Source organism: Pseudoalteromonas sp. SG41-5, from assembly GCF_014164495.1.
In the GTDB taxonomy this organism is placed as follows: domain Bacteria; phylum Pseudomonadota; class Gammaproteobacteria; order Enterobacterales; family Alteromonadaceae; genus Pseudoalteromonas; species Pseudoalteromonas rhizosphaerae.
In genome coordinates, this window is record NZ_JACJFH010000011.1 from 35,818 (window position 1) to 54,640 (window position 18,823).

At 41.9% G+C, this 18,823-nt stretch carries 18 protein-coding genes; 3 read left to right on the top strand and 15 right to left on the bottom strand.

The window, feature by feature from the left end; translation table 11 throughout:
* Nucleotides 1–2: 2 nt before the first annotated feature.
* From pheT to H5232_RS04880, 4 genes are all read right to left on the bottom strand, one after another.
* Complete coding sequence (pheT, locus tag H5232_RS04865) at nucleotides 3–2,390, bottom strand: phenylalanine--tRNA ligase subunit beta (RefSeq protein WP_182717934.1); 2,388 nt, start codon at nucleotides 2,388–2,390, stop codon at nucleotides 3–5.
* Nucleotides 2,391–2,405: 15 nt separating this feature from the next.
* Nucleotides 2,406–3,386: a phenylalanine--tRNA ligase subunit alpha gene (gene pheS / locus H5232_RS04870; protein WP_145241591.1), complete on the bottom strand. Its 981-nt coding sequence runs from the start codon at nucleotides 3,384–3,386 to the stop codon at nucleotides 2,406–2,408.
* Nucleotides 3,387–3,537: 151 nt separating this feature from the next.
* Complete coding sequence (gene hda / locus H5232_RS04875; protein WP_179959227.1) at nucleotides 3,538–4,248, bottom strand: DnaA inactivator Hda; 711 nt, start codon at nucleotides 4,246–4,248, stop codon at nucleotides 3,538–3,540.
* Entirely contained in the window at nucleotides 4,248–5,303 is a 1,056-nt protein-coding gene (locus H5232_RS04880) for a DUF2066 domain-containing protein (protein ID WP_182717933.1), read from the bottom strand. Before H5232_RS04880 ends, hda begins: the two co-directional genes overlap by 1 nt.
* A 306-nt stretch (nucleotides 5,304–5,609) precedes the next feature.
* Here H5232_RS04880 and H5232_RS04885 point away from each other — a divergent pair, with 306 nt between their 5' ends.
* Nucleotides 5,610–6,227: a LysE family translocator gene (locus tag H5232_RS04885; protein WP_182717982.1), complete on the top strand. Its 618-nt coding sequence runs from the start codon at nucleotides 5,610–5,612 to the stop codon at nucleotides 6,225–6,227.
* A 92-nt stretch (nucleotides 6,228–6,319) separates the two neighbouring features.
* On the opposite strand, the gene H5232_RS04890 is transcribed toward H5232_RS04885, so the two are convergent.
* From H5232_RS04890 to H5232_RS04925, 9 genes are all read right to left on the bottom strand, one after another.
* The gene (locus H5232_RS04890) at nucleotides 6,320–8,221 is read right to left on the bottom strand and encodes an MFS transporter (RefSeq protein ID WP_182717932.1); all 1,902 of its coding nucleotides are present in this window, start codon (nucleotides 8,219–8,221) and stop codon (nucleotides 6,320–6,322) included.
* A 170-nt stretch (nucleotides 8,222–8,391) separates the two neighbouring features.
* On the bottom strand, nucleotides 8,392–9,000 hold the full coding sequence (recR, locus tag H5232_RS04895) for a recombination mediator RecR (RefSeq protein WP_149982904.1): 609 nt from the start codon (nucleotides 8,998–9,000) through the stop codon (nucleotides 8,392–8,394).
* Nucleotides 9,001–9,008: 8 nt separating this feature from the next.
* Nucleotides 9,009–9,335, bottom strand: a complete 327-nt coding sequence (locus H5232_RS04900) for a YbaB/EbfC family nucleoid-associated protein (protein ID WP_149982903.1) — start codon at nucleotides 9,333–9,335, stop codon at nucleotides 9,009–9,011.
* Between the two features lie 55 nt (nucleotides 9,336–9,390).
* The gene (gene dnaX, locus H5232_RS04905; RefSeq protein ID WP_182830597.1) at nucleotides 9,391–11,757 is read right to left on the bottom strand and encodes a DNA polymerase III subunit gamma/tau; all 2,367 of its coding nucleotides are present in this window, start codon (nucleotides 11,755–11,757) and stop codon (nucleotides 9,391–9,393) included.
* Nucleotides 11,758–11,760: 3 nt separating this feature from the next.
* Nucleotides 11,761–12,306: an adenine phosphoribosyltransferase gene (gene apt, locus H5232_RS04910; protein WP_149982901.1), complete on the bottom strand. Its 546-nt coding sequence runs from the start codon at nucleotides 12,304–12,306 to the stop codon at nucleotides 11,761–11,763.
* A gap of 137 nt (nucleotides 12,307–12,443) precedes the next feature.
* A complete protein-coding gene (locus tag H5232_RS24125; protein ID WP_257325665.1) occupies nucleotides 12,444–12,566 on the bottom strand; it encodes a hypothetical protein in 123 nt (40 codons plus the stop codon).
* Between the two features lie 73 nt (nucleotides 12,567–12,639).
* On the bottom strand, nucleotides 12,640–13,389 hold the full coding sequence (locus H5232_RS04915; protein ID WP_149982900.1) for a DUF2063 domain-containing protein: 750 nt from the start codon (nucleotides 13,387–13,389) through the stop codon (nucleotides 12,640–12,642).
* 1 nt (nucleotide 13,390) lies between these two features.
* Nucleotides 13,391–14,215: a DUF692 domain-containing protein gene (locus tag H5232_RS04920; RefSeq protein ID WP_149982972.1), complete on the bottom strand. Its 825-nt coding sequence runs from the start codon at nucleotides 14,213–14,215 to the stop codon at nucleotides 13,391–13,393.
* Nucleotides 14,216–14,332: 117 nt separating this feature from the next.
* The gene (locus H5232_RS04925) at nucleotides 14,333–14,839 is read right to left on the bottom strand and encodes a hypothetical protein (protein ID WP_182830598.1); all 507 of its coding nucleotides are present in this window, start codon (nucleotides 14,837–14,839) and stop codon (nucleotides 14,333–14,335) included.
* A gap of 214 nt (nucleotides 14,840–15,053) precedes the next feature.
* Here H5232_RS04925 and H5232_RS04930 point away from each other — a divergent pair, with 214 nt between their 5' ends.
* Nucleotides 15,054–16,010 (top strand): tRNA-dihydrouridine synthase, encoded by a 957-nt coding sequence (locus H5232_RS04930; RefSeq protein ID WP_149982898.1) that lies wholly within the window; start codon nucleotides 15,054–15,056, stop codon nucleotides 16,008–16,010.
* A 71-nt stretch (nucleotides 16,011–16,081) separates the two neighbouring features.
* Nucleotides 16,082–16,426: a TraR/DksA C4-type zinc finger protein gene (locus tag H5232_RS04935; protein WP_182830599.1), complete on the top strand. Its 345-nt coding sequence runs from the start codon at nucleotides 16,082–16,084 to the stop codon at nucleotides 16,424–16,426.
* Nucleotides 16,427–16,442: 16 nt separating this feature from the next.
* Here the strand turns inward: H5232_RS04935 and H5232_RS04940 are convergent, their stop codons facing one another.
* Nucleotides 16,443–17,492: a hypothetical protein gene (locus H5232_RS04940; RefSeq protein WP_182767892.1), complete on the bottom strand. Its 1,050-nt coding sequence runs from the start codon at nucleotides 17,490–17,492 to the stop codon at nucleotides 16,443–16,445.
* 66 nt (nucleotides 17,493–17,558) lie between these two features.
* The gene (locus tag H5232_RS04945; protein WP_182717928.1) at nucleotides 17,559–18,818 is read right to left on the bottom strand and encodes a hypothetical protein; all 1,260 of its coding nucleotides are present in this window, start codon (nucleotides 18,816–18,818) and stop codon (nucleotides 17,559–17,561) included.
* Nucleotides 18,819–18,823: the final 5 nt, after the last annotated feature.

Consider the following 18,823-nt stretch of genomic DNA (forward strand, 5'->3'; position numbering starts at 1 on the left):
ATCTAGTCCCTCAACGATGCATTAAACTGTTCGGCCAGTGCGGCCACCACGTTATCAACTACTAGATTGATATCTTTCTCTTCGAGTGTTCTATCAACCGCTTGCAGTGTTAGAGCAATCGCCAAACTCTTATAATTTGGCTCAATACCTTTGCCCTTATACACATCGAATAAGTTTAGGTCAACCAATTGATTTCCGCCAACTTTTTCTATCACTGATAAAATGTCGCCAGATTTCACCTGATCTTCCACTAAAATAGCGATGTCGCGGCGGTTTGAAGGGAACTTCGAAACCCCTACAGCCTCTGGTAAATTTCTTTTTTCAATGGCTGTCATTTCAATTTCAAACACGTAAGTCGCATTATTGATATCTAACGATTTTTGTACTTGAGGATGAATAGCACCAAAGAAACCGACCTTTTTACCTTCAACATAAATCACCGCAGATTGGCCCGGATGTAAGCCATCTGATTGCTCTGCTTTGATTTCAAAACGCGTTATATCATTGGTTAATGAAAGTAATGCTTCAACGTCACCTTTTAAGTCATAAAAATCAACGGTGCGCTTTTCTTCAACCCAATGTTCACCATGTGCCAGACCAGTAATAGCACCACCGATAACTGCAACTTGGTTTACGCCATTCTCTGCGTTTTCATCACGTAGAAATTTAAGGCCATGCTCAAATAAACGAATACGTGGCTGCTGGCGGTTTTGGTTATACATTACTGATGCAAGTAAACCTGGCATAAGGCTCACACGCATTGCCGACATTTCAATCGAAATTGGATGTGGCAAAATAAGCGCGTCACTGTCTGGGTGTAAAATAGCCTGTGCTTTAGGATCAACAAAGCTGTAAGTGATCGCTTCTTGATAACCACGAGTCACTAACGTATTGCGAAATTTGCTCACTGCAATATTGGCTTCGTTATGAGTGGTCATTTTTAATTTAGCAGTCGGAGCTACGTTTGGAATACTGTTGTAACCATATACGCGAGCAACTTCTTCAATTAGATCTTCTTCGATACGAATATCAAAACGGTAGCTTGGTACATCTGCACTCCACACACCATCGACAATTTTCACATCAAGCCCTAAACGGGTTAAAATGTCGGTTACTTTCGCATCTTCAATATGATGACCAATAACACGGTCTAAACGCGCACGACGAAGACGCACTTCAGTGACCTTAGGAAGCTTATCTTTTGCAACAGCTTCAACTACAGGGCCTGCTTGACCGCCTACAATCTCAAGTAACAACGCAGTTGCACGTTCTATTGCATCATGTTGCAGCGCAAAATCCACACCACGTTCATAACGATGCGATGCATCTGTGTGTAAACCATAGCTACGGGCTTGCCCTGCGATAGCAACTGGATTAAAAAACGCACTTTCTAATAGAATATCCGTTGTTTGCTCGGTAACGCCTGATTGCTCACCGCCAAAGATACCGGCAATCGCCAGCGCTTTGTTATGGTCGGCTATTACTAAGGTAGATTCATTCAACTTAGCAGTATTACCATCTAGTAATACCAGCTCTTCACCAGCATGGGCGCTACGTACTTTGATACCGCCTTCAATCGCATTTAAATCAAAAGCATGCATTGGATGGCCAAGTTCAAGTAACACATAGTTAGTTACATCAACCACAGGGTCAATTGCGCGCACGCCACTACGACGAAGCTTCTCAACCATCCAAAGTGGTGTTGTGGCGTCAAGGTTGATGCCTTTGATCACACGCCCTAAATAACGTGGGCAGGCTTCATCGTTTACTAGTTCAATTGATACTTTATCATCAATAGTTGCTGCAACCGCTGGTATCTCTAGGGCTTTAACATCAATACTGTTAAGTACGCCCACTTCACGAGCGATGCCTTTAATACCTAAACAGTCACCACGATTCGGGGTTAAATCAACATCAATAATGTTGTCATCAAGGCTTAAGTATTCACGTAAGTCTGTGCCCACTGGTGCATCAAGTGGCAACTCCATGATACCGTCGCCTTCTTCGCTAATACCCAGCTCCACGAATGCACACAGCATGCCGTGAGACGGTTGACCACGTAGTTTGGCTTTTTTAATTTTAAAATCGCCCGGTAATACAGCGCCAACCATAGCTACTGCGACTTTGATACCTAAACGGCAATTTGGCGCACCACATACAATATCTAATAGCTCATCGCCACCGACATTGATTTTAGTTACACGTAGTTTATCTGCATCAGGATGCTGACCACATTCAACTACTTCACCGACAACAACGCCAGAGAATTCTGCCGCAGCGGGCTCTACGCCATCTACCTCAAGGCCGGCCATCGATAACTGTTCCGAAAGAGCCTGCGTGTCAATTGCAGGATTAACCCACTCTCTTAACCACTTTTCACTAAATTTCATGTTATTTCTTCACTCTTAACGGAACTGATTAAGGAATTTCAAATCGTTTTCGAAAAACGCACGTAAGTCATTTACACCATAACGCAGCATGGTTAAACGCTCTACACCCATACCAAAAGCAAAACCAGTGTATTTTTCTGGATCAATTCCCACTGATTTAAGCACGTTAGGGTGCACCATTCCGCAACCTAATACTTCTAACCATTTTCCGTCTTTACCCATCACATCAACTTCCGCTGAAGGCTCTGTAAATGGGAAAAATGAAGGACGGAAACGAATTTCCATATCTTCTTCAAAAAAGTTACGCAAGAAATCGTGCAAAATACCTTTAAGCTCAGTAAAGCTTACATCAGTATCAACCATCAACCCTTCAACCTGATGGAACATCGGCGTATGTGTTTGGTCGTAATCGTTACGGTATACACGCCCTGGAGAAATAATACGCAGCGGCGGTTGCTCAGCTTCCATGGTGCGAATTTGCACACCACTGGTTTGCGTACGCAACACCAGTTTTGGATTAAAGTAAAAGGTATCGTGATCAGCACGCGCTGGGTGATGCTCAGGAATATTTAGCGCGTCGAAGTTATGAAAATCATCTTCTACTTCTGGGCCAGATTTAACCGCAAAACCTAATTCGCCAAAAAAGCTCTCAATCCGCTCAATGGTACGCGTCACTGGGTGTAAACCACCTGTTGGCATAACACGACCGGGTAATGTTACATCGATTGTTTCAGCGGCTAATTTCTCTTCAAGGGCTTTGCTTGCTAATAATTCGCGCTTGTCGTTAATCGCAACTTGTACATCTTGCTTAGCTTGGTTAATTACTTGGCCTGCTTCTTTGCGTTCTTCAGGGGCAATTTTACCAAGGGTTTTTAATAGATTCGTGATTTCGCCTTTTTTACCAAGGTAGTTAACCCTGATATCTTCAAGCTGCGCGATTTCACTGGCACTGGCGACCGCCTCAAGTGCTTGCGCTAATATATTTTCTAAGTTCATTCGATACCTGATCTGTCACAGAAGGTGATTTAAGTAATAGCTAATGATAACTGAAAGCAATGGCTAGATTCCAGACCTTATACCAATCTTATTGAATTCTTTCCCATTCTGGTTAAGTAAAATGGGAACTTAAGCTATGTTGTAAAAGAATTTAGAGTTTTAGAGTGGATTTTATGAAAGGAATTGTCAATTTACGTTGTGCAGCCATCGATGCATGGTCAAGTTTATCAAGCACATCAAGTAGCGCACGCATATCACGACTCAAACGCGTTAATAAAAAGCGCGCACATTCATCACTGAGCTCTAAGCCGCGCATATTGGCACGCTTTACTAAGGCTTCGGCTTTGTCATCATCACTCATAGAACGGATTTGAAATGTCGTACCCCATTTTAATCGTGACTCAAGATCCGGCAGGCTAATATTTAGCATGTCTGGTAACAGATCCGCTGTCACTACCAAGCACTTACCCGGTTCGTTAAAACGATTAAAAAAATTAAACAACGCTTTTTCCCACGCATCGTTACCTGCTACTAAGTGCACGTCATCAATACACAGCACATCAAGGGCATCTAAGCCATCGAGCACCATAGGACCGAAATCAATCACTTCGCGCATTGATAGCAGCATAGTTGATAAACCATGCTCTTGAGCATGAATACAGGTTGCATACAGTAAATGCGATTTACCTGAATCCCCTAAGCCACACAAATAAGTATATTGAAAAGTGGTTGCTAAACTTTTAAAGGCATTTTTTAAATGACTCACTTCCAGTGAATTTTCACCACCAAAATAAGAGGCAAACGTTTCATCATCCGGTAACGTCACCGGCAATGCCATTTGCACCGGCTCCATTGCCGGCATTACAAACCAACCCATTGATATTCTAAATCGTCTTGCGCTGTCACAGGATAAAACGCACGAGGGTCAACAAAGGGTTGAAAAGCGCGGTCGAGCTCTAAGGCTTTTTGTAAATCATGCATACTGCCAGTATGATTTATCGCAAAACTAACCATATCAGCGGTACGAGAACGAATTGTCACTTGGGTAACCACGCTTAAGCTCTGTAGCTGACGTTTAGCAAGCTCTATATCGACAAAGTTAGTGGTGCCTTTTAATTTAAACACCGCTTGGGCAAGCTGCGTTGTAGAATTTGGATCAACCGCATATTCATTGGCCAAGCCTGCCGCTAAACTGTCAATCATTAAGGCTATGGCTTGTTGTTTATCACCGGTTACTCTGTTTGCTTCAAACAGCTCATCGTTAGTAAAACGCCAATCCAACAGCCAAACCTCACTGTCAGGTTGTTTGTATAAACGCGCGGTAATACTGCGCTCTGCACTATAGCGGCTTGATGCCTGCTCGACTGGCGTAGAGAAATTTCCCCACACTTCAGGTATTCCCACTAATGCACGGTCTTGTAAATCAAGTAATGGCACCACGACAGGCAAACCACGTCGCGCTGCGGTGCTATAAATTAGTTGCTCTAACTGCGGATAGCTTTCTTGGGTAACAAGTTCGCGACGCCAGTTATCTTCTATGGCAAGCCAAATAGCCACCAGCGGACGACGCGTCCCCCACAATGGTAAATTAAGTTCTTTGACGAGTGCGTTGATTTTGTTTGCTTCAAATTTAACCACGAGATTAAGCTGACCATTGGCTTTTTCGTCGTATTCAAATTTGAGCATGTAATCTGATATATCTTTACTACGTCGCTGAGCCGTTGGATTTTTGTCCGCATTCGGATCGCCACTGACCTTAACCAGTACATTTAGCAACGCTTCGCGGCTGGCGCTTAGTCGAGCATCGCGAGATTTGTCAGATACTTTTAATACGTCCTGATATAGATCAGTAACTTCAACCGCAGTTGCAGTGAAACTTAGGAAAATGGTGGTAATAGCAATAAATAATCTAGACACAGGGCATTAGTTCTTGGTTTTAAACTGATTTGATCCTAATTCAAAGCACCCAACAAAGCAAAAATATATTTGTTAAAACCCACTTACAAATAAGTGTTTGTAATCAATACACAGAAGATCACAGCGGCATCCTCTATAGGGATCGCAATTAGCTTACGAATAAGCGATAAACCGGAGCTTTATCGCGGGTGCTAACAATCTCATAATTGCGCTTAACTATCCCAAATTGGTTTCTAACGCTTTCGAAAACCATTACTATTGCGTATTCTATTGCGCATTCTATTGCAGCAACTAACGGATGCTTACATGCTCGACTTCGCAGTGCTGGGGGTATTTATACCCACCTTCTTTTTTGTCTCTATTACACCTGGGATGTGTATGACTTTAGCCATGACCTTAGGAATGAGTATTGGCGTGCGCAGAACTATGTGGATGATGATTGGCGAATTACTTGGCGTTGCCATTGTGGCTGTTGCAGCAGTCGCAGGGGTGGCAAGTATCATGCTCAACTACCCGACACTATTTAACGTATTAAAATGGCTCGGTGCAGGTTATTTAGTCTACATTGGCATTTCAATGTGGCGAGCAAAAGCAACCATCAAATTAGGCGCAGACAGTAAATTAAAAGTATCTCGCCAAGCGCTATTCTCACAAGGCTTTATCACCGCGATTGCTAACCCTAAAGGCTGGGCGTTTATGATTTCCCTGCTACCGCCGTTTATAAATATTGACTACGCGATTGCGCCACAATTGAGTATGTTAGTCGCCATCATTATGCTCAGCGAATTCACTTGCATGATGCTCTATGCCACTGGCGGTAAAAGTTTACGGCTGTTTTTAAACCAAGGTGACAATATCAAGTGGATGAACCGCATCGCTGGTAGTTTGATGATCGCGGTTGGTATTTGGTTAGCAGTTAGTTAGCGGCCAACTAAGCACAAGACTCACGCGCAATATTCACGACTGAATATTGCGCGCTAAATTTATATCTCTGTTACATCAGCGTTTAATCGCTATTAAACAGCACCTTTTTCATACTGCTCTTTTAAGGCAACCACTCGCTCACGCAATTCATCTGCAGTGACTGCATTGGCAGCAATAGGCTCGCCAACAGTCACAGCGACCAGCGACCATTTCAGTCGTGGAAGTCGCCATTTTGCTTTACGACTAAACATGCTGCCCCATAACCCGCCTAGATGGACAGGTATAACGGCCACCGGTGAACGCTGTATAATACGTTCAATACCACGGCGGAAAATATCAATCGAACCATCGCCAGTTAGCCTCCCTTCAGGGAAAATACCCACTAACTCACCGTTATCTAATGCTTTAGCAACCTCATCAAATGCTTCTTGAAACGCCTGCGGATTAGATTTTTCACTGTCAATTGGGATAGCTTTGGCCATTTTAAATAACCAATGCAACGCGGGAGAATAATAAATGGGGGCAAATACCATAAATCGAATAGGCCTTGGTGATGCCGCTAAAATAAACATCCAATCAACAAAGCTGACGTGATTACTCACCAATACTGCTGCGCCTTCACTAGGAATATTATGATCCCCTTTGGTACGCACTCGATACATACAAATGGTCAATAAATAAACAGCAAAGCGTAAGAAGAACTCTGGCACCTTGGTATAAATATACACAGAGATCAGTAAATTCAATCCTGCCAGTAACAAGAATAACTGTGGGATCGTCCATGCAAATATAGATAGCGTTACAATACTTAACACCGCACTGGCGACCATAAACAACGCATTTAACACATTATTAGCGGCGATGATGCGTGAACGGCTTGATTCGACGGTGCGTTGTTGGATCAAAGCGTACAATGGCACAGTATAAAAACCAGAGGCAATGCCAATGCCGGCCATCCAAATAAAATGCCAATACATGTCACCAGTATGCAGTATTTGTGAAAGTGTAAATAATTCTTCGCTTGGTAGCTGGTAAAAGCTCATTGCAGGCTCTTGGCTCAGTAAGTACAAAAATAATGTGATCAACAACGCGCCAAATGGCACAATACCTAATTCTATCCGCGAGCGAGACAACTTTTCACACAACAGCGAGCCTATTGCGATGCTCAATGAAAACACCACCAAAGCGCTGGTGACGACCAGCTCATCGCCAACCATGACATATTTCACATAATTTGGTAGCGCCGTTAAAATAATCGCCCCTATAAACCAAAACCAGCTGATACCAAGTACCGACTTTCCAACCGACTCAGTTTGTGAATTAAGTACCCTAAATAGGCTTTTGGTGGAGGAGAAAATATTAAAAGTAAACACTAAATTAGGATCATTCGCGGCACTGATTGGAATAGAGCGACTACTCAAATAACCAATAATCGCCAGGCTTATAATTGCCACACAGATGACCGTTGGCCCCACTGTTTGGGTAATGTAATACGTGCCAAACGTTGTGCCAATCAATATAGCCACAAATGTCGCAGATTCAACAAGGCCATTGGCTTTGGTTAATTCATCGGCTGCCACGTGCTGCGGTAAAATGGAATATTTTAGCGGGCCAAAAAAGGTACTTTGTAACCCTGTTAAGAATACCGTGGTTAACATCAACCAAACAGATTGCGTTGAAATGGCCACAGCGCCTACTAGCATAATCGGAATTTCGGCAAGTTTTACGGTGCGGATTAATTTTGACTTTTCCTTTTTTTCAGCAATTTGTCCCGCCATCCCTGAAAATAAAAAGAACGGTAGAATAAATAAGCCTGCCGCTAAGTTAGCATAAAAAGCGCCATCGGCAACATTTGCCGTTTGAAAAATCAATAACAGTAGCACCGCTTGTTTATAAATATTATCATTTAACGCAGAGAAAAACTGGGTGACAAAAAGCGGTAGAAAGCGCTTACTCTTTAGTAAAGCACGCTGATGTTTTTTATTATCTTGCATTGTGATCCTTACAAATTAACCAAACTGGTGAAAAAAAGACTCCAGCTACTAAAAATAGATTACCCAGTTATTGGATAAATTACGATCAAACTTTTACCGCCAAGGTATAAAAACAAAAAACCTGCATAACAGACGTTAATGCAGGTTTTAAATTAATGCGCTTCTAAGAGCTAATTTTGACTAACCACTCGTCGGCCACTAAATGCATGCATTAATGTCATGCCATCGAGCAAATCAAGTTCGCCACCGACCGGAATACCATGGGCTATCCGCGATGCATCAACTTTATAGCGGTGACAAAGCTGGGCAATATAATGCGCTGTAGTTTCCCCCTCAACGGTAGGGTTGGTCGCTAATATAACCTCGTTTATCCCACCTTGTTGCAACTTACTTTCAAGAATATCAAGGCCAATTTCATTTGGACCAATACCATCGATAGGTGATAAATGTCCCATCAATACAAAGTACAAACCTTTATACTGGCCAGTTTGTTCAATCGCCAACACATCGGTAGGTGATTCAACCACACATAAAATTCCGCTATCTTGGCGTTTGGGGCTTAAACAGATTTCACACTGCGGCTGCTCTGCAAAAGTACGACACGATTGACAGTGTCCTATTGCAGTCATCGCCTTGATAAGTGCATTACCAAGTTGAGTGCCCCCTTTACGGTCGCGCTCAAGCAGATGAAACGCGATGCGCTGCGCTGACTTTGGGCCTATGCCCGGCTGACAGCGTAGTGCTTCGATCAGCTGGTTTAAACTCTCTGAAAGTTGCATGTTTTATCTTAAAACGGCATTTTCATACCTGGTGGTAATTGCATACCGCCAGTTACTTTACCCATACGCTCTTGTGTTTCTTCTGCTACACGGCGTACTGCGTCATTACACGCAGCGGCAAGTAAGTCTTCAATAAGGTCTTTTTCGTCTTCCATCAAACTTTCGTCAAGTTCAACACGGCGAACATTGTGGTTACCAAGCATGGTTACTTTAACTAAACCGGCACCGGCTTCACCAACCACTTCTAAGTGAGCAATTTCGTCTTGGGCTTTTTGCATGCGCTCTTGCATTTGCTGCGCTTGCTTCATCATGTTACCCATTCCACCTTTAAACATAACTTTCTCTCTTTCTATTTCTAATTGCCATGAAGATAAGGGCTATTGCAATGAATTACAATGCCTGAATACTGTTTTCATCGATAATTGCAGAAAATAGCTGCTGTAACTGTACGATATTTTCATCACCGTTGATCACATCGATTGCTTGCTGATGGCGCCCTGCATCGATCTTTTGCTGAATTAAATAAGGCGAATCTATCACCCCAGGGGCAAAATTGATTGTCAGCTCAACATTATGCCCGTAAATACTGGCCAGCGCTGCACTAAGCTTTTGCCTTAACATCGGGGTATCGAGATGTTTTTGCGATTCATCCACTTCTAAGTGCAGCTGTTGTTGTTGCTTTGAATAAATTGAATGCAAAGCAAATTGACGCATCCGCCCGCCAAGTCCCATCCGCTTAATTAAGTATGCCCACTCATCTTGTTGATGTGCAAAACGAATATCGCTGATCGGGCTTTGAAAATCATCCGGTATTTGAATATTTATTTCAGGCTCAGGTGCAGCAACTACTTTTTGTGGATTAATTTGCTCTAGCAATTCCGGTGCTAAATTCTCAGTAATAGTCTGATGTTTTTCTTTAAAGTCAGGTTTCACACGCTTATTTGCGGCGATATTCGGCGTGTAACCATCAGTCTCAGGCTGACTACTTGCCCCCGTTATCTGGGGCTGTGACTTTTTTACCGCAGTACCGCGCTCAACCGCAGCTGGTTTATTCGTTGATGGCGCCACAGGTGTTTTACCACCAGAGAGCGTACCTGCACCGGAAATATTTCTATCTCGTAAAATACGTGCAATTGCAGACTGCGCTTGTGCTTCTTTTTGGCTAATATCTGTGGTATCTGAATAGTCAGAGAATGAGCTGTTATTTTGTGCTGGAGCGGTTTGCTCTGCGCTATATTGATGCTCAGGCAAAGATTGTTCTGGCGCATGCTCAAAGCCACTATGAAAGCCCTGCTCCACTGCGTTATTCATTACCTCATCATATTGGGATACTAATTGTTGCTCAAGCTCAGCATCTGAATCATGCTCATTACCATGCGCGGCTTCGTGCATAATTCCCGAATTTGTATGTGGTGCAGTAGTAACAGTTGGCTGCGTATCGACAGGTGCTGTTTGCTCACCGGTTACAGAGTGTTCAGTTGTTGCAACGACTTGTTCAGGCGCACTCACGGCCGTTTTTAGCGGTGCAGCTTGAGGCAATGATACTTGGTTATCAACAGGCTGTGGTGTTGCAGGCTTATTTTTATTGAGAATATCTCTCAATGCTGCTGAGCGAGACCGGTTGTTATCGGCCGCTGGTGCCTGCGCCGCAGTACTTGCAAGCATTTGGCTATCAACTGGTTGAAATGCCAGTAAGCGCAGCATAACCATTTCAAAACCTAAACGAGGCTCTGGCGCCCATTGTAAGTCTTTTTTGCCATTAAGCAGTAATTGATAATAAATTTGGATTTGTTGTGAATCGCAGCTCTTTGCTACTTCATTAATAAACTCGCGATTATATTCATCTAACTTGGCGGCATCGGGCACTAATTGGGTTAATTGTGCTAAATGTGTAAGGCCAATTAGATCATCTAACAAAGCAATATAATTTGGGTTTTGGGTGGCAACTTGCTCGATTTGCGCCATCAATGCATGGCCGTCTTGGGCTAATAATGCAACCAGCAAGTGCTGGCTATAATGGTTGTCCATCAACCCTAGCATTGCTTGCACCGCTTGATGCTTAATATCACCATTCGTTTGAGCAATCGCTTGATCAGTTAAACTCAATGCATCACGCATACTGCCATCAGCAGCTTTGGCGATAATTTGCAGGGCTTGAGTTTCAAAACTTAATTTTTCTTCACCTAACACATATTCAAGTTGTTGGAGTATTTCAGGTTGCGATAACGCATTAAGATTAAACTGCAAACAACGCGATAAAATGGTGACAGGCAGTTTCTGTGGATCCGTCGTCGCTAATAAAAACTTAACGTGCTCAGGCGGCTCTTCCAAGGTTTTTAATAATGCATTAAAACTATGCTTTGAAAGCATGTGTACTTCATCGATCAGGTACACTTTGTAGCGACCGCGAGTTGGCGCGTACTGCACGTTATCCAATATCTCACGGGTATCTTCAACTTTAGTGCGCGATGCGGCATCTATCTCAAGTAAGTCAATATAACGACCAGTTTCGATATCTATACAGCTGCTACACTTGCCACACGGTTGCGCCGAAATGCCTTCATCACAATTTAAGCTTTTTGCAAAAATACGTGCGATGGTGGTTTTACCCACCCCGCGAGTCCCAGTGAACAAATAAGCGTGATGCAGTCTGTTTTGTGTTAAAGCATTAATAAGCGCTTGTTTCACATGGGACTGACCGACCAATTCATGAAAGGTCTGTGGACGCCATTTTCTCGCTAGGACTTGATAACTCATTAATTATTCGCCTTCGAATTCAACCAATTTCAGGATTTTAATCCCCATTTTTGCAATGCGTTGCTCGCCACCTAGTTCTGGTAAAGAGACTACAAATGCTGCATCTGTCGCATGACCACCCAACTTATTGACTAATTTAGCGGTCGCTTCAATGGTACCGCCGGTTGCCAACAAGTCATCTACTAAAAGCACTTTGTCACCTGGGACAATGGCATCTGTATGCAGCTCTAATACATCTTCACCATATTCTAGCTGGTAATCTTGAGAGATCACTGCACGTGGCAGTTTACCCGGTTTACGCACTGGAATAAAAGGAATACCTAATGCATATGAAAGCGGTGCACCGAAGATAAAACCACGTGATTCAGTACCTATAATCTTGGTAAAACCTTGATCTTTATAAGCTGAAATAAATGCATTAATTGTTGCTTGAAATGCAGCGGGATTAGCCATTAGCGTAGTTACATCACGGAACATAATGCCTGCTTTAGGGTAATCTGCAATAGTAGTTATGCTATCTTTAATGATAGATGGAGTTACTTGAGTCATAATTTAAACTGTTTTATCTGTAATATTACAAAGCAGACAATTATAACATCACAAAAATGAGTTGTCGGTAAGAAGTTAAATAATTAAGTAATAAGACTGCACTATATACAGCCTTATTATAATTTAGCAGTGCTAAATTAAGAGACTGTGGTGATCCAGCCTAGGATTGCATTTAAACAGCCAATTCCTGCAAACACAGCTAAGAATGCAAGAAAATACATTGCATTAAACGGATCTTTAAAATCTTTATCTTCTGACATAGGTACTACCTTTTATTAAGCGCGACGAGTTAAGGCGCACATAATAGACGATGTAAAATAATCAATAAAGACTTTAAGGGTGATTTTTTGTCACGATAACGCCACGCTCTGCCATTGCATGTAATGTTGCTGTAGCACCTTGCACAAGCTGTTCTGTAGTAAATTGCGGCGCTTGTAAAGCAACTTGCTCCACCAACGAAGCTAATTTGATACTCGGTGTTGTATCTATAATCGCCAGTAATAATGCGGTCATTGCATTGGTAGCAAGAAATTGTACTTCGTCGTCGGTATCGCGATACACCACAAAATAATGAGGCTGTTCACTAGGCTGCTGTGGTTGAAAATCAACACTAATATGCTGTACAGCAAACTGATAACTTAAATTTCGCGCGCAACTACCCATATAAAGAGGCACATTACTCAGCGGTGCATTAATGATGCAATCAGTTGGATCCGCATGCGCAACCGAGACATCAAGCTCAATCCATTCATAATGAGCAAGCTCAAGCATAAAGGGGGGATCAATTTCTTGCAATTGGTAATCACTACTTAAATACGCAATAAACTCACCAGCAATATCCAAAAAATAAGGTGATTGACAATCGTGTTCAGCAAAAAATTGGCGAACTAATCTTAACCAATTGTTATCGCTGTAGAGTGTTTTCAGAACCGGAAATGCTGAGGAAATAAAGCCATTGATATTATTGAAAAATAAATCACGGTAGATCGCCATACGACGTTCTTCAATGTCATCGGGCTTTGGTTGTGTATCTGGCGCTCGAATATGCGCCATAAACGCTTGTTGGGTTTCAATAAAATTCATATCAGGCACTTTCTTTTCGCTGTATTATTGCGTGCTTGGCTTGTAGTTGATGAATTATATCCAGCTCTTTGGTAAGCTCAGCGATAGCTGGAATATTAAAATCACGTTCCAATAAAGTCGCAAACACCCCATGATGTTGATAAGCACGGTCAAGTAATTGCCAAACAGGGTCAATCACGTCAGCACCGTGAGTATCAATAAGTAAATCATCCGCCTCGTTGAAATGCCCTGCGACATGACCATACGCTATACGTTGCGATGGCAAGCTAGCTAAAAAATGCTCTGCATCATAACCATGATTTATCGAATTCACATAAATATTATTTACATCGAGTAATAACTTACAATCAGCTTGCTGTAATATTTCAGTGGTAAATTCTAACTCGCTCATTTGCTGACCAGGTGCGGCATAATAAGACACATTTTCGATAGCTATTTGCTGTTCGAGAATATCTTGCACCTGTTTTATCCGCCCAACAACATGGGCAATCGCAGCTTCAGTAAATGGGATCGGCATCAGATCATACATGTGGCCGTTGCCGGAACAATAACTAAGGTGCTCACTAAAAAGCTTAACGTTATGTGCTTTGAAAAAGACTTTTAAGGATTTAACAAATTCAATATCTAACGGTTCAGGTGAGCCGATCGACAATGACAAGCCATGACAAACAAAATTATTTGTATCGGTCAGTGACTTAAACTGCTTAGCAAAGCGACCACCGAGTTTTAACCAGTTCTCAGGCGCCACTTCCATAAAATCAATTTGCTTTGGTATCTGCGTCAATAATTCATCGAGCATTTCTCTGCGCAGCCCAAGCCCTACCATGCCAAATTCACTGTTACTAGATACAGTCATATCCACTCCTTCATTTAAAAGGGCCACAATGCGGCCCTTTTATAAACAAACTACTTAACTAAAGTGCAGGTTACATAACTTATCTAATTAATGGCTACCGCATTTGCCTTCTTTGTTAGCTTTAGCATCACCGCCGCACTTGCCTTCTTTGTTAGCTTTGTCGTTTTTAGCGTCGCCACCACATTTGCCTTCGCCGCACTTGCCTTCTTTTTTAGCTTTATCGTGTTTAGCATCGCCGCCACATTTGCCTTCGCCGCACTTGCCTTCTTTGTTAGCTTTGTCATGTTTAACATCGCCACCGCATTTGCCTTCGCCGCACTTACCTTCTTTTTTAGCTTTGTCGTCTTTGGCATCGCCACCACATTTGCCTTCGCCGCACTTACCTTCTTTTTTAGCTTTGTCGTCTTTAGTTTTAGCATCTCCACCGCATTTACCTTCGCCACATTTACCTTCTGTAGCATCGACTTGGTAGCCCGTTACCATTTGTTGAAATTCAAATGGATTCGCTTGAACATCTGCAGAAATAAAACTTGTGCTGCCTACAACTACCGCGCCTAATGTTAACGCAATTGAATTTTTTTTAAGTGTATTCATTTTATGACTCTCTCTAAACATGTAAGGGGTGTACTAAGTAGACCTTGCTACAAAAATAATATTTCACTTAATCGCAACTTTTTATTTGTTAGTTACAATAACGCTACAAAAGAGTGAACAATTGAAGTTAACTATGGGAGTAAAATTGGCATTTATCAATGTTATATTTACAGGTAAACTACGTCTCCTTTTATCAAGTCAAAGTGCCCCTATCATGAAATTAGTTTTAGCGCCTATGGAAGGGGTTGTCGATTTTAAAATGCGCCAACTACTCACCGAAATTGGTGGTTTTGATTTATGCGTCACTGAATTTGTACGTGTTATCGATGCCTGCTTGCCTGATAAAGTATTTCATCGCTATTGCCCAGAGCTAAATAATAACGGTTTAACGCGTTCTGGCACTCCTGTGCGTATCCAATTACTTGGCCAAGTCGCACACGCATTAGCTGAAAACGCTGTCAGGGTAATTGAGCTTGGCTCTCACGGCGTTGATCTTAATTTTGGTTGCCCTGCGAAAACAGTCAATCGCAGTAAAGGTGGCGCTGTGCTGTTAAAAGACCCTGAACACATGTATGAAATCATTAAAGCAGTCCGTGATGCCGTGCCAAGCGAGCATCAAGTAAGCGCTAAAATTCGTTTAGGTTTTGATGATGACAGTAACAGTCAAGAAATTGTTGATGCCGTTGTTAGTGCCGGTGCCAATAGTATTGCTATACATGCCCGTACAAAGCGAGACGGTTATAACCCGCCCGCTTATTGGGAGAAAATTCCACCACTGATCAAAGATAAAAACATCGCCGTAGTCGCAAATGGTGAAATTTGGCAAGTAGAAGATGCACTACTTTGCCAGCAACGTAGTAGTTGTAAAGACTTAATGCTTGGTCGCGGTGCACTGTCGCATCCTGATTTAGCACGCAAAATAAAAGCACACTTTAATGATGAGCACTATGTTGGCTTAAAGTGGGAGCATATTCTCTATCATCTGATCCATTCAGCCATACATCATGACCCCGCGAAAGATGAAAAGTATTTTGCTTCTCGTACTAAGCAGTGGCTGGGCTATTTAAAACGCCAATATAGCCAGGCCGATATTTTGTTTGATGAGATCAGACGCCTTAAAACAAAAGAAGATGTTGCCGATGTTTTGAAAAAATACGCTATCGCACCTTAATTTGACACACATCATAGTCGGCTTTTTTAAATTAATGAATACTGCAGCATTGCTCAACGAGGACAATGACAATGATCAATGCTCAATATCACCTTCAACAACTTAAAACAGAGTTAGAGCAAGTAAGGCTGTGCTTGCTTACGACACTATCAAGTTCATGTAACCTACTGCATCACTCGCTAGCTGAAACCTTGCGCAAAAATAACCCTGAACAATGGTTAGAGCTTACGCAGAAGCAACTTGGCACTGAATATAAAGATATCATAGTACGCTTAGAACAACTTGAAGCGGCAGTCTGTCAAATCGATATCGGCCAATATGGTTATTGCTGTGACTGTGAAGAAAAAATTGACTCGCAACGGCTAAATGCCGATCCAACAGCGCAGCGCTGCGGCAACTGCGAGCCAAGGTCATAAAAATCAGCAAGCGAGCTTACGAAGTTGTTAAAAGTGTTGCGAACGCAAAACTTTGCGCCGGATAAAAAATGATATCAGCCACTAAATAATCGACTTGTTGTGGCGTCATTTTTAATCGTTTCAGTAAATTAACTTTCGCTTGTTGCACAGTCCAAGCATGGTAATGGATGCCAAGATCGGTTTCCATCATAGCTAACCAGAAAGTACGCTCTTGATTACTTATCTGTGTTGCAGCTTGCCCTGCATAACCCCTTAAGCTCAAGTAATTTTGCGCCCAATCAAAGCCAACTTGCTTATCTTTAGACAATGCAAAACGCTGCTCAAGGACTGAGTGCTGATGATCAACTGCAAAACGCATAGAGTATACCCCTTGCTGCATTTCCTTCAACTGAGATTGCACTGCAACTAGCCAATTTATTGGTGCTTTAGTAGTGCCTGAGAAGTAATTTAACTTACTTTGATACCAAGACCCACCATTTGATAAGCCATGTAAACCAACACTTCCACGGGGTGTATAGAGCGCTAAATACTCATTAAACTCGTTGAGAGTGTGTTTAATGTTTGCTGGAAGATCAACGCGAGTAAGATTCTTAGTTACCTGCGTTTGTAACGCATTAAGCTCAATTGAGTTGAGTCTAAGTTTACTCTCTTTAGCAAGCACCAACTGCTGCTGAGTAAAACTGAGCCAATTGTTTATGTTTGCAGTAATGTCGTGTTGTTGGTTATAGGCAAGCATATTATCAAGCACAGGAATATACACCGGCCATGTAAAATAGCGCTCCGGAAAGCGCTCTGCAATAATAAGATAATCCAATGAACTCTGCGCGACAGGAGTGAAGTCTAAGGTTTGCATGGCTTGATATATGCTGTGACGCTCTTTCAAATATGCATCACTAAATGGAAACTGTTGCTCGTTAACTTGTTTAATTTCACCTGTTGGTCTTAAAAATTGATTTAGTGTTTGCAATGCTTGCTGAGCTTGCTCTTTACTTTGATACTGATTATTCGTATCACCACATGCGCTCAAGAAAAGCGCTGAGAAGCATATCCATATTAGGTGTTTCATAATGAGTTAAATCCAATAAAAAAAGCCCCATAGGGGCTTTTTATAAATTGCTATAGCGAATTAAAGTTAAATCTTAACACCGTTGCGAGCGGCTTTATCTTTAATAAATACAGACCAACCTTTTGCAAACTTACGCGTGCGAGGGTCATCCATTGCTTTAGTAATTGCAGCATAAGCTTGCTTATACTTTTCTTGATAGTAATAAGCTTCCGCTAAATCTGAATAAATAGTTCCTGTCTTATCAGAACCTAATTCAAGCGCCTTGTTCAAACGAACAACGGCAGCACTATAATTTTGCGATTGTAAAAGTAATGAACCTGCTTTGCGATAAAGCTCAGCATCGTCATCAAATTTAGCCGCTTCTTCATAGTACTTAGCTGCTTTTTCAATATCTTTTGAGCGATGATAGTTACTGGCTACTGCGCTGATATTTTGTTTATTACGCTTAACAATTTTATCATTGATAGACTTCTCTAAAACCTTAGCGGCTTTATAAGGAATTTCATTCAATGAATAAAAGTTAGACAAAACTTTATAATCAACTTCAGTTTCAAAATAACCATTTTTGTAAGCTACTTCCATCGTTGCAAGACCAGTTTTATAGTCTTCCGTCTGAAGGTAGTATTTACCTAAGCTTACCCATGCTTTTTTATCATCTGGCCAGATACGAACAATTTCTTCACCAACTTTGACCATATTTTTATAGTCTTTAAGCTCAAAGTAAGAACCTAATTTTAATTGGTAAGGGCCTTTGTTAGGCTCTTTTTGAAGTTTAATTGCTTTCTCAGCGGGTGTAAAAACATCACGGAATTTACCTAACTGATAGTTAGCTTGGGCTATACGAGTATAAACCGTTGCATCTTCTTCACCAGTAAAGTCCATCCATGCAACATAAGCATCTTTGGCTTTTTCATACTGCTCAGTACCAGCATACATATCGCCTAATGTTTTTAAACTTTGTTCTTGATCGGCAAAGTTTAACACATCAGGGGCAACAGCTAATTTTAAGTAACCAATCGCAGTTTTGTACTGCTCTTTCTGGCCATACATGCTACCTAAATAGCGGTTAACGGTTGCTTTGTCGAAATCATCAGAAGCATCGATTTCTTTCAACATGGCGATAGCTTCATCAAGCTTTTCTTCGTTATACAAGTCAAACGCTTTTATAACTTTTTTACCAGTGCGCTCACCCATGATCCTAGTTTTTGCTTTCTTCCGCGCTTCAATTTTCGCGGGATCTGGCGCTGCTAGAACCGGTGCAGTAAATACTGCACCCGAGAAAGACATAAGTACCGCAAGTGCTGTTACTTTAGATAAATTTCTCATTACTT

What these genes read in the sequence shown, in the direction of transcription:
- pheT (WP_182717934.1), bottom strand. Translation starts at nt 2,390, where the DNA reads ATGAAATTTAGTGAAAAGTGGTTAAGAGAGTGGGTTAATCCTGCAATT.
- pheS (WP_145241591.1), bottom strand. Translation starts at nt 3,386, where the DNA reads ATGAACTTAGAAAATATATTAGCGCAAGCACTTGAGGCGGTCGCCAGT.
- hda (WP_179959227.1), bottom strand. Translation starts at nt 4,248, where the DNA reads ATGCCGGCAATGGAGCCGGTGCAAATGGCATTGCCGGTGACGTTACCG.
- H5232_RS04885 (WP_182717982.1), top strand. Translation starts at nt 5,610, where the DNA reads ATGCTCGACTTCGCAGTGCTGGGGGTATTTATACCCACCTTCTTTTTT.
- H5232_RS04890 (WP_182717932.1), bottom strand. Translation starts at nt 8,221, where the DNA reads ATGCAAGATAATAAAAAACATCAGCGTGCTTTACTAAAGAGTAAGCGC.
- recR (WP_149982904.1), bottom strand. Translation starts at nt 9,000, where the DNA reads ATGCAACTTTCAGAGAGTTTAAACCAGCTGATCGAAGCACTACGCTGT.
- H5232_RS04900 (WP_149982903.1), bottom strand. Translation starts at nt 9,335, where the DNA reads ATGTTTAAAGGTGGAATGGGTAACATGATGAAGCAAGCGCAGCAAATG.
- dnaX (WP_182830597.1), bottom strand. Translation starts at nt 11,757, where the DNA reads ATGAGTTATCAAGTCCTAGCGAGAAAATGGCGTCCACAGACCTTTCAT.
- apt (WP_149982901.1), bottom strand. Translation starts at nt 12,306, where the DNA reads ATGACTCAAGTAACTCCATCTATCATTAAAGATAGCATAACTACTATT.
- H5232_RS24125 (WP_257325665.1), bottom strand. Translation starts at nt 12,566, where the DNA reads ATGTCAGAAGATAAAGATTTTAAAGATCCGTTTAATGCAATGTATTTT.
- H5232_RS04915 (WP_149982900.1), bottom strand. Translation starts at nt 13,389, where the DNA reads ATGAATTTTATTGAAACCCAACAAGCGTTTATGGCGCATATTCGAGCG.
- H5232_RS04920 (WP_149982972.1), bottom strand. Translation starts at nt 14,215, where the DNA reads ATGGTAGGGCTTGGGCTGCGCAGAGAAATGCTCGATGAATTATTGACG.
- H5232_RS04925 (WP_182830598.1), bottom strand. Translation starts at nt 14,839, where the DNA reads ATGAATACACTTAAAAAAAATTCAATTGCGTTAACATTAGGCGCGGTA.
- H5232_RS04930 (WP_149982898.1), top strand. Translation starts at nt 15,054, where the DNA reads ATGAAATTAGTTTTAGCGCCTATGGAAGGGGTTGTCGATTTTAAAATG.
- H5232_RS04935 (WP_182830599.1), top strand. Translation starts at nt 16,082, where the DNA reads ATGATCAATGCTCAATATCACCTTCAACAACTTAAAACAGAGTTAGAG.
- H5232_RS04940 (WP_182767892.1), bottom strand. Translation starts at nt 17,492, where the DNA reads ATGAAACACCTAATATGGATATGCTTCTCAGCGCTTTTCTTGAGCGCA.
- H5232_RS04945 (WP_182717928.1), bottom strand. Translation starts at nt 18,818, where the DNA reads ATGAGAAATTTATCTAAAGTAACAGCACTTGCGGTACTTATGTCTTTC.